Raw genomic sequence first — 10521 nt, forward strand, 5'->3', positions numbered from 1 at the left:
CCGACGTTGGCGCGTCGGTCATGTCTTGAGGACTCACATGATCATCGGGAAGGTACACCCCTTCCCGACCGATCCACAGGTCTCAAGCATTGCTCCACGCAACCAGTCGACGAGGGCGCGGTGCGCGAACTCGGACAGCGGGCTTCCCCCAAGGCCAGGTAGTTAAGGGGATTTGGTTCTTGTCAATCGGCTGAGATGTGCAACGGGACTCCTGTCGATCAGATGTCGGCGAAGATCATCTGATGAGTGGAGTCCCGTTGCGGGATCAGTTTGTCATCTCCAGGGTGGTGCGGGTGGCCACCGGCGTGGTCGCACTGGGTCACGTGGGAGAGCTCACCCAGATTGTGCCGTTCGAGTTGGTGGATGCGGTGCTGGCGGAGACGGGCCGGGTGCAGCACCGGCTTCGGGAGCTTCCCTCGCGGGTGGGGGTGTATTTCCTGCTGGCGATGTGCCTGTTCCCGGAGGTCGGCTACCGGCTGGTCTGGGACAGGATGACCAGCGCCCTGGCCGGGCTACCCACTGTCGTCTCACCGACCGCCAAGGCGTTACGCGACCTGCGCCGCCGGGTGGGCGCTGCGCCGATGCGGGCGCTGTTCGAGGTGTTGTGCGGCCCGCTGGCGCAGCCGGTGACGCCCGGGGCGCGGTTCGGCCGCTATCGGATGGTCTCCTTCGACGGCTGCAGCTCACTGAAGGCCCCCGATACCGACCGGAACCGGGCCTGGCTGGATCGGCTGGCCCATGGCGGTTATCCCCAGCTGGAGCTGATGACCCTGGTGGAGACCGGCACCCGGGCGGTGATCGGCGCTGTCTTCGGGCCCACCGCCATAGGCGAAACCGACTACGCCAGGCGACTGCTGCACCTGCTGAGGCCGGACATGCTGGTGTTGTGGGACGAGGGTTTCGACGGCAACGACTTCCTCGCCGCAGTGACGGGCACCGGAGCCCAGATTCTGGGCCGGTTACGCAGCAACCGCCGCGCGCCGATCCTGTCCCGCCTGGCCGACGGCTCCTATCTGTCCGTGATCGGCACGGTCAACGTGCGGATCATCGACGCGCAGATCACCGTGACCTGCGCCGGCGGAACCGTCTTCACCGGCTCCTACCGGCTGGTGACCAGCTTGACCGACGCCCACCGTCACCCGGCCGACGTCCTGGTCGGTCCCTACCACCAGCGATGGGAACACGAATCGGCCTACTACGCCCTGCGCCACACCCTCCTGCACGGGCGGGTCCTGCGTTCCGGCGACCCGGCAGGTCTGGAGCAGGAGATGTGGGCGCTGCTCACGCTCTACCAGCTGCTGCGCACCGCCATGGTCGATGCTGCCGAATCGCTGCCGGGCACCGACCCAGACCGCTGCTCCTTCACCATCGCCCTCCAAAGCGCCCGCGACCAGGTCATCCAAGCCGCCGGCGTGACCAGCGACGACACCACCCCGGCCACCGGAGCCATCGCCCGCGCCATCCTGGCAGGACTCCTCCCGGCCCGCCGCCTGCGGGTGAGCACCCGGAAAGTCAAATCGCCCGTCTCCCGCTACAAAGAACGACTCGACGACAGCAGACCCGACCACAGCCGCACCATCACCCGCCTGCTCATCACCCTCCTGCAACCCGTGCCCACACCACCTGCCGTCTCCCGAGACGAGCGACCCACCGCCCCCGCCGAACGCCGCAGACAACAACAGGTCCTGACCCTCCTCCACCAAAACCCCAACCGCCACTGGAAAGCCCAGGAAAACGCCCGCCACCTCAGCGATGTCACCCTCAACACCATGTACCGGCAACTATCGCGCTGGGCCGCCGGCCAACTCATCTGCAAGATCAAACCAGGCGTCTACACCGCCGAACCGATCTCCGCAGCGCTCTTGCCACCAGCTCAAAACTCTTAACTACCTGGCCTTGCGGCCTTCCCCCGTAAACGTGGACACCGATTTCAAGCGGCAGACTTCAGGCTATCTGTCGTCTTCTCGTAGCCGATCGGGCTGAGCTGGCCGAGCCGGGAGTGCCGCCGGATCATGTTGTAGCGGGTGATCCAGCCGAACACGGCCAGGCGGGCGGTGCGGGCGTCGGGCCAGCCGGGCGCACCCTTCAGCGTCTCGCGTTTCAAACTCGCGTTGAAGGACTCGGCCGCCGCGTTGTCGGCGCTGGTGCCGACCACACCGCGCGAACTCCCGCGAGCAGTACTGCGCCCCGTTATCGGTGTGAAACACCGCGCCGTCCAGACCGCCACGGGTCTGCGTCGCGGTCTGCAACGCGTCGACGACGAGCTCGGTGCGCATGTGATCGGCGATCGACCAGCCCACCAGCCGACGCGAACACAAGTCCACGACCGTGGCCAGGTAGAGGAACCGGCCGCCGCCCACCGGCCGGGATGTGATGTCGCCGACGTCGCACCTTGCACTCAAGGGTCGCTGAAACTGCCCGACGTAGGCTCTGAGGGCCTCTTCCTGACAATCAGCGAGGCATGGCCAGGCAACGCTACGCTTAGCGTATCCATAAGCCAGGCAGGTCACACGACCGCTACTCACCACAGCGCAGTCCGCACAGCACACCAAGACCCGGGTCGTACGCAGGTACTGTCGGGGATCGTCACGATCGGAGAACCGGCGGGGGTCTGCGCTCATGACAAATACGATGCCACGACACGTCGCGACAAACGACTCAGTTTGTCAGTGTCTAATCTTGGCGTTTGCCGTGTTAGCCGGTGAGTACGGCCGGAGTACTAGGATCCACTCACGGCACCTACCTCATCGAGCCTTTTACACCGCTCCGAGGACGCGACCCCAGAGCCCTGCGCCCTGCGCACACCGTCACCCGCGTAAAGACCTCCTCGAATCGAGGAGATCATGACATCCCTATACTTATGAATCTGTTCTCATGAACGGTCGTGCCAGCGTCCGAAAAACTGCCACGTGGCAGGAATCATGCGAAATTTGGCAGAGATAGCAACGTAGCGAAAGGGGATCGCGCCTCACCCCAATACGCAGCAGGCCTCCATCTGTACCCGCCAGCGAAGGCCTGCATTGCGCTGGGAGTGAACTGATGGAGTTTGCCGCGCCACATGAATCAAACTAGGAAAATGCGAACGTTGATTTTGGGTGGTACAAGGTTCCTGTCGAGAGAAATTGCCCGGCAGTCGCGTGATCGTGGGCACGAGGTCGTGTGCGCGGCCCGCGGGATGGCAGGCGATCCGCCGCCGGATGTCGAGTTCGTCCGGGTCGATCGGAGCGAGGATGGCGGGCTCGCCCCGGTGGTGGGGGCGTTCGATCTTGTCATCGACGTCGCCAGACATCCGAGCCTGGTACGGCGCGCCGTTGCAGAGCTCGCGGGGCGCGTCGGGCATTGGACTCTGGTGTCGTCGGGCAACGTCTACGCCGATCCCAGCCAGAGCGGCCAGGCCCTGCACGAGCCTCTGGCCAACGAAGCCGACGAAGCCGACCCGGCGAACTACGGCCCGGCCAAGGTGGCGTGCGAGCAGATCGTCGGCGACGGAGCGCTCCTGGCGCGCGCCGGGCTGATCGTGGGTCCAGAGGACCCGTTCGACCGGTTCGCCTACTGGGTCGACCGGTTCACCCGCAGCGGGCCTGTGCTGGCGCCCGGATCTCCCGACGATCTCGTTCAGCTCGTCGATGTACGAGATCTGGCTACGTGGATTCTCGATGCGGCGGAGCGAGGGCTTACCGGGCCGTACGATGCGATCTGCATGCCCTTCAGCAGGGGTGAACTGCTCACGAAGATCGCCGGGAGCCTGAACGCGCAGCCCGAGTTGGTCTGGGCCGATCAGGAATTCCTCATCGAGCACAAAGTGGCGCCGTGGATGGGGCCTCGGTCGCTGCCGATGTGGCTGCCATTGCCCGAGTACGCCGGTTTCATGGCCCGCGACACCTCCGCCACACTGGCCGCCGGCTTGCACATTCGCCCGATCGCCGACACGGCCCTCGACACCCTCGCGTGGTTGCGCGAGTCCGGCCACGCGGTGAGCCACGCAGGCCTCACGGCCATCGAGGAAGAGGAACTGCTTCGCGTACTCGGCTGATTTGCGCGGCATAGGCGTCCGCACCGGGAAACAGTCGGTTCATGCGTGCGCAATTCGCCGGTCAGGAGCAAGTTTTCGCGATCAAGGCGCGAGTCAATGCCCTGGCTTGTCATATCCATCAACATTTCGGGTGAGGAGCTGGGGGAGCCAGAGGTCCCCTGTGCAGCCTTCACGCATGCCATACCCCCGAGAGGATCTGCCTGTGCAATCCATCCTGCAATCGGCGCTCGCCTGCGTCGTCGGCGCCGTGGAGATTACCACCGACCCGTCCGGTGTCACTTTCCACCGCTCGCCCAGTACGGCGCGAGCCCGGCTGGGCGACATGGGTCTCGATAGTATGAGCGCCGTGCCGGCAGGGGTCCGCATCGAAGCCCTCACCGACGCCTCGGCTCTGGAGTTCGACGTCGAACTCACCGAGTTCCTCATACTGGGCGCGACGTCGTCTGGTAGTGCCTTCGACCTCGCGCTCGATGGCGAGCTGCGCGACCCAGTGATTACCAAAGAGCAAACGCTGGTCGTGGTGGACCCCGTCACCTGGGCCATGGAGCACCAGCCGGCCGGCCCGGTCACCTTGCGGTTCGACCTCGGTGCGTCGGGGACCGAACGACGGGTCGAGATCTGGCTTCCTGCAGGAGCGATGCTGAAGCTGCTGGATGTGCGGATCACCGACGGTTCATCACTGCGACCGGCGCCGGCCACAGGCCCCTTGTGGGTACATCACGGCAGTTCCGTCAGCCAGTGCGCCGAGGCTGATCGCCCGACCGGGACGTGGCCAGCGATCGTCGCCCGGGCGGCCGGTCGATCACTGCTCAACCTCGCCATCGCCGGTCAGTCCCATCTCGACCAGTTCACAGCCCGAGCCATCCGCGATCTGCCTGCCACCGCTATCAGCCTCGAGCTCGGCCTCAACATCCTTAACGCCGACTCCATGCGCGAGCGGGCCTTCGTCTCGGCCTTCCACGGCTTCCTCGACACAATCCGTGACGGCCACCCCACAACGCCCATCGTGATCGTAACCCCGATCATCTGCCCGATCGCCGAGGACCACCCAGGCCCGACACCCGTGGGCCCCGACCAGCAGATCCATGTGGTCAAGCGGCCCGCCGAGTTGGCCGCCGATGCGCTGTCCCTCAGCAGGATACGGGCGCTCCTCCACCAGCAATCGGTGGTCCGCTACAAAGAGGGTGACGTGAACCTGCACATCATCGACGGACTTACGCTCTTCGGCCTCGACGACGTCGCCGACTTGACAGATGGCCTGCATCCCAATGCCCGAGGCTACCGCCGCATGGCTGCGCGCTTCCTGCCTCTAGCGTTCGGGGACGAGGGACCGCTCCGATGACCATGGCCGGCACTTCAGGACACCAGGCTCAGGCATGACTGTGTCACTCCTGAGCTTGTTCTTTGTCGTCCGGATTGTTGTGCTGGGCTATGGGTTGATCGTTTCGGGGACGGCGAGGCGGCCTTGAGTGATCATGTGTGGTGTCGAGTCGCTGCTGATCTCTACAAGACTGTGAGGGTGAGTCTGCTGAATGATGCCGCGCCTGTGTCGAGTCCTGCCGGGTGTTGTCCCGATTCCGCAATGACGTCTACGCTGCCTGACCAGGCGGGCCGATGCGTTGTTCAAGCTGGCCGACGCGCTGTTGTGCGAGCTGGGGCCGGTGCGCTCGCCGGTGGATCTGAGCTTGTCGCCGGAGTACCGGCGCGGGCACGACGCCTTGTACGGCGGCCTCAACCACGGCCGGATCGACACCGAACAGCTACCCGACATGCTGGCCGCCCTGCCGTTACCGCGCTGGCCGGTCGGGCGGATCGTGCTGGCAGCGGACGTGTCCCGCTGGCTGCGTTCGGACGTGCCCTGCTCGGCTGAGCGGCTGTTGTGCCCCGTCTACGGCCGAGCCAAGAGCGCCTTCTCGGTTCATCCCGGGTCGGCCGTACTCCTTCGTCGCGGCGCTGGAGACGGGCCGCACATCGTGGACAGCGCCGCTGGATATGGTCCCGCTGGGACCGGCCGACAGCGCCACCGCAGTCACCGCCGCCGCCCAGTCGAATCGCTGCCGTTCGTGTTGATGGGCTCGTAGATATCGTGGGAGGCGAGCCGTACGTCGAGGCCATGCTCACCCTCCAGGCGATCGCTGGAGAGCGGGAGATGCTGATGGTCGGTGATTGCAAGCGGATCTCCTACAGAAATATGAGCATGCTGATCGAGGCCGGTGTGACGTTCATGGCACCGCCGGCGGCCGCCGAGGCTGCGGAAGGCTTGATCGCCGGGTTCGATCCCGTAGCTGGGTGGCTGAGGGAACTCGTCGCCGCTCGGGATGGGCAGGCCAGCCGATCAGCGGCCGTCTATCACGTCATCGAGGGCCAGATGACCTTGAACACGCCTGGCAAGATAAAGCGCCTGCCGCCCCCCGCCTTGGCGGGCGGTCATGCTGGCCGCCGCCGCGACGGCGGCCAGCCCCGGCGCCGGCGTCTGCGACCCGACAGCGGCGGTGATCGCCGAGCCCGAGGCCGAGACCGGCCAGCGCCAGCGCGCTGCCCGGATAGAACCTCAGCAGCTAGGCCAGGGTCATGCCGGCAGCCAGGGTAAGCATCACGCCGGTCTAGGTAACCGGCGCTGATCCCCACCACTCTCCCCCGGCGCCCGCCAGCGGACCTGCCAGCATGACCGCCGCCGACAGCGGGCACAACAGGGCGCTGGCCCACCAGCTGTCGTAGCCGGCTGCGGTCAGATAGGAGGGCGCGAGCGCCAGAATAGGGTAGGTAGAGGAGCGACATCAGCCAGCCCCACCGCCAGCGGCCGTACTGCCACAGGGCCAGCGGCACGGCAGGACGAGGGTGAGCGCGCGACCACCACAGCGTCTCCGTCATGGCCAGCAGCGAGCGTACCCGCGCCGAGGATGCGCCGCGACGTCCACCCCCAGGTGCTGGCGTGGCAGATGGCCAGAACGAGAGCACCGATGCTGGCGACCAGCAGCAGCGAGCCCAGCAGGTCCGGCTGACGGCCGGTGCCCGGCTCATCGCACGGCAGCGTCGGCAGCAGGCCGGGCAGGAACAAAGCCCGCCAGCCCAGCATGGCGACCAGAGCGCCGCCGCCGGCGTGCATCATGAGGGTGCCCGCCGCGCCCGCGCCGCTCCACCACCCGCTGACGGTGCTGGGGCACGTGCCTGGTGATCAATCCCAGTGAGGCAGGAATGATCAGAGCGGCGCCGCCAGCCTGTCCGGCGCGGGCGGTCATAGACATCAGCCAGGCGGGGGCCGTCATCATCTCCACCGTCGACGACGCGAAGATCACCAGCCCGGCGCCGAGGACCAGGTGGGGCCCAGCCGGTCGGCCAGATGCCCTCTCACGCTCAGCAGGGCAGCAAAGAAGATCAGGAAGCCGGCGGCCACCCAGGTCCAGCCGGCCAGTCTCAGCTGCCGGGCCGGGGCGGCCGCCGACAGGGCACTGAGGCACACACTCGCGGCGACGATGTCGGCCATCACCAGACCATTGGCGATCGAGCAGATCACCACGAGCAGCCCCTGGCCGGGCCGGCGCGGCGCCGAAGCACGGGCCGGCGGCGGCGCGGGGCTTACGGCGACGGCCGCGCTCTGCACGGCGGGGCGGCTGGCCTGGGTCTGTTCGGCATCACCGACATCACGCCGTCTCCGTGGTGGCATGTGCTGTGAGCGCGGGCCAGGAGTCGGCGACGACGTGCAGGTCGGCTCCTAGCAACTGCCTCAGGTCCGCGGCCGCGTCGGCGACTGAAGTGCACGTGCCGCAGGAGCGGGCCAGGTGTTTGCCGTCGGCCGACAGCACCGCGGCGGTCAGGCTGACCAGGTGGCCGTCATTGGCGGCGTAGCCGCCCACGACGAACCGGTTGCCGGGATCCAGCGCTGACAGGAGCGCGCGTTCGGCGGTGACCGCGTTCCAGATCCGGTAGCGGAAGGAGCGCGGCCAGCCGGATGCGCCGGTGTCGTGATCAGGCATGGAGCGGCTTGCGGAAGTTCAGCACGGCGGCGGTACGGCTGCCCAGATGGGACCACGGATCTGGATATCGCCGAAGACGCTTCCCAACTGCCGGCGAAAGACCCGGCAGGAGCGTGTGGGCCAGGCGGTCAGAGTGGTGATCGTGCTCATGATCCCGTCGGGGGCCAGCACATCGCCGATCTCGGCAGAATGCGCCGCCGATGGCCGGCAGGCAGCAGCGTCCAGGGCAGGGCGCTGACGATGGCGTCGACCCGGTCGACCTCCGCGCCACGCAGCAAAGACGCCAGCTCGGCGGCATCCCCGCCCAGGACCTGCAGCCAGGGACGGCTCCGACTCAGGTACCCGACAAGGTCGTGGTTGATCTCCACGGCCAGTAAGCGGCCGTCGGGCGGCAGGCGGGCGATCACGTCCGTGATCGCGCCGCTACCGGCGCCGAGCTCCACCACGATGGCGCGCCTGTGGTGGGCATGGCGTCGGCCGCCGCGTGAGCCAGAGTGCGTGAGCTCGGTGCGACCGTGCCGAGCTGACCCAGGTTGCGCCAGAGGGCGCCCAGCAGGGTGGCGGTGTCGCCGCGGTTGGAGTGCCGCGTCGGGGGGCCAGGCGGGGCAGCCAGGCGTTGTCGTAGGCGGCGGTCAGATGCACGCCGCGCAGTCTGCTGCGCTCGGTGTGGCGTTGGGTGTCAGGCGAGGGCTCATGAGGTTCCTGTCGGTGCTGGGTCGGAGTTGCTGTTGGGGGAAGGTGGGTGCGGGCGGCAGCGGGGAGCGGCACGTGCCGGTTGGCTGCCGCAGGCGGGAGCGCGCTGTCGCGGCGGGCAGACGACGCTGGCGGCCGTGGGCGACTGCGGCAGGCCCTTGCGGCGGGCTTTGGCCGCTGCGGTCCATGGGCGGATGCTATGGCCGGCGACGGACGGTGCTGGGCGGCGGTGGGGCATCGGTGTCCCGGCTGTGGCCGTGGTGCGAGCTTGGGGCGCCAGCTGCAGCATCGTGAGGCCGGCGACGATGAGGACGATCGCCACGGTCTTGATCGTGGCGGCCGATTCGCCGAAGATGACGATGCCGATCACCGCAATGGCCGCGATGGCACTGCATCTCGCGCTGCGCGGGCCCGCAACGCCAGGTCGGCAACGGCACATCCCAGAGCCACCACACCGCTCACCGTCATGCGCGCCCGGCTCCAGCCTCATCGGCTGCCTTCACTGGCCACAACGCCCACCACGACCGGCGAACTCGCCGGCAGCAGGCTGACCGCGTCGTCAGAGCGCGCCCCGGTCCGGCTCCGCCAGGCGATGCAGTCGTCAAGGGTGTCAAGACGGCCCAGAGGCTGAACGTCCCGACAGCTGCCGGCAGGTTCACAGACCACCTGCCAAGGCCGCCGAGCAGCGGGCTCGTTCTGGTCAAGGCCAGCGCCGAGCCCAGGCCGCACCGGCAGACCCACCGCATCCACACCCTGCGGCGGCGCCCCATCGGAGTCAGCTCGGACAGCGAGACCGGCTCGGCGATGCCCGTACCGGCTAGAGCCTGTACGGAGTTGAGATCAAAGGGATTGCCTGCGCTCCGATCTGCGCTCCTGGTAGGCCTTCGTCATGGCGCGTGGAGACCTTACCGATGAGGAGTGGTCCTTGATCGAGCCTCACTTGCCGCTGGGTGAGCGCGGTCCGATCCCGGACCTGCGGCGGCAGTCCAACGGGGTGATGTGGCGGTTTCGGACCGGCAGCCCGTGGCGGGACCTGCCCGCCGCTGAATTCGGGCCCTGGTCCACGGTCTATGAGTGGTTCCGCTCGTGGGCGGTGAGTGGGGTGTTCGAGCGGCTGATGCAGGCGATGATCGCTGAGGCCGCAACTCGGGGGCAGGCCGAGCTCGACCTGGTCAGTGTGGACTCCACCACGGCCCGCGCTCACCATCACGCGGCTGGGATGGCGCTGGGTGGCGAACTGGCCGCAGCGCTGCAGGAGGTGGCCGAGCAGGGAAAGGGGCTGCGCCAAAGGGGCAAAACGCCTGTGAGGATGGCCCCGAAGGCGGAGAGGGAACCGTGCGCCGGCGCCTGCGACGGCGGCATAGGTTCCGGCTGACGGTGGCCAAGCTGGGTCGCTCGCGGGGCGGGCTGACCAGCAAGGTGCATCTGTCGACCGATCGGCGTTGCCGGCCGCTGTCCTTCGTCCTCACGCCCGGTCAGGCCGGAGACAGCCCGCAGTTCCGCACGGTGCTGAAAAGCATCAGGATCCGCCTGCCCATCGGCCATCCGCGCACGAGGCCGGGCGCGGTGGTCGCCGACAAGGCGTACTCCTCCCGCGGTAACCGCGCCTACCTGCGCAAGCGCGGGATCAAGGCAGTCATCCCGGAAAAGACCGACCAGGCCGCTAACCGCAAGAAGCGTGGCTCTCGTGGTGGTCGCCCGGTCCGTCATGATCCGGATCTCTATAAGAGGGCATTTGATTTGAGCAGATTGCGGCTTGTGCCCTAGTAGGTGCCTCGCCAGGTTGGAGTGGTCTCGTCCGTTATGCGCTTGGTGAGGTTG

The 10521-nt window shown here is 67.5% G+C and carries 8 protein-coding genes and 2 pseudogenes; 5 read left to right on the forward strand and 5 right to left on the reverse strand.

Translation table 11 applies throughout. The features are described 5' to 3' along the window. Positions 1 to 293 precede the first annotated feature (293 nt). The gene (locus B0I32_RS55690) at positions 294 to 1886 is read left to right on the forward strand and encodes an IS4 family transposase (RefSeq protein ID WP_219912558.1); all 1593 of its coding nucleotides are present in this window, start codon (positions 294 to 296) and stop codon (positions 1884 to 1886) included. A gap of 44 nt (positions 1887 to 1930) precedes the next feature. Here the strand turns inward: B0I32_RS55690 and B0I32_RS60775 are convergent. Then, positions 1931 to 2384, reverse strand: a pseudogene (locus B0I32_RS60775) (DDE-type integrase/transposase/recombinase); the annotation flags it as partial. A 692-nt stretch (positions 2385 to 3076) separates the two neighbouring features. On the opposite strand from B0I32_RS60775, the gene B0I32_RS55700 reads away from it, so the two are divergent. From B0I32_RS55700 to B0I32_RS55710, 3 genes are all read left to right on the forward strand, one after another. Beyond that, on the forward strand, positions 3077 to 4033 hold the full coding sequence (locus tag B0I32_RS55700) for a Rossmann-fold NAD(P)-binding domain-containing protein (RefSeq protein ID WP_106253574.1): 957 nt from the start codon (positions 3077 to 3079) through the stop codon (positions 4031 to 4033). Positions 4034 to 4235: 202 nt separating this feature from the next. Continuing rightward, on the forward strand, positions 4236 to 5375 hold the full coding sequence (locus B0I32_RS55705) for an SGNH/GDSL hydrolase family protein (protein ID WP_181308950.1): 1140 nt from the start codon (positions 4236 to 4238) through the stop codon (positions 5373 to 5375). Positions 5376 to 5652: 277 nt separating this feature from the next. Beyond that, complete coding sequence (locus B0I32_RS55710) at positions 5653 to 6114, forward strand: transposase (protein WP_219912559.1); 462 nt, start codon at positions 5653 to 5655, stop codon at positions 6112 to 6114. 647 nt (positions 6115 to 6761) lie between these two features. On the opposite strand, the gene B0I32_RS55715 is transcribed toward B0I32_RS55710, so the two are convergent. The 4 genes from B0I32_RS55715 to B0I32_RS55730 form a co-directional block, all read right to left on the reverse strand. Next, positions 6762 to 7142, reverse strand: a complete 381-nt coding sequence (locus tag B0I32_RS55715; protein ID WP_106253577.1) for a hypothetical protein — start codon at positions 7140 to 7142, stop codon at positions 6762 to 6764. Positions 7143 to 7325: 183 nt separating this feature from the next. Further along, on the reverse strand, positions 7326 to 7634 hold the full coding sequence (locus B0I32_RS55720; RefSeq protein ID WP_106253579.1) for a hypothetical protein: 309 nt from the start codon (positions 7632 to 7634) through the stop codon (positions 7326 to 7328). Positions 7635 to 7674: 40 nt separating this feature from the next. Further along, entirely contained in the window at positions 7675 to 8007 is a 333-nt protein-coding gene (locus B0I32_RS55725) for a hypothetical protein (RefSeq protein WP_106253581.1), read from the reverse strand. 146 nt (positions 8008 to 8153) lie between these two features. After that, the gene (locus B0I32_RS55730) at positions 8154 to 8453 is read right to left on the reverse strand and encodes a hypothetical protein (protein WP_106253583.1); all 300 of its coding nucleotides are present in this window, start codon (positions 8451 to 8453) and stop codon (positions 8154 to 8156) included. A 1136-nt stretch (positions 8454 to 9589) separates the two neighbouring features. On the opposite strand from B0I32_RS55730, the pseudogene B0I32_RS60780 reads away from it, so the two are divergent. Further along, positions 9590 to 10452: pseudogene (locus B0I32_RS60780) on the forward strand (transposase); the annotation flags it as partial. Between the last annotated feature and the right edge of the window lie 69 nt (positions 10453 to 10521).

Origin of the sequence: Nonomuraea fuscirosea, assembly GCF_003001935.1 — a bacterium.
GTDB lineage: Bacteria > Actinomycetota > Actinomycetes > Streptosporangiales > Streptosporangiaceae > Nonomuraea > Nonomuraea fuscirosea.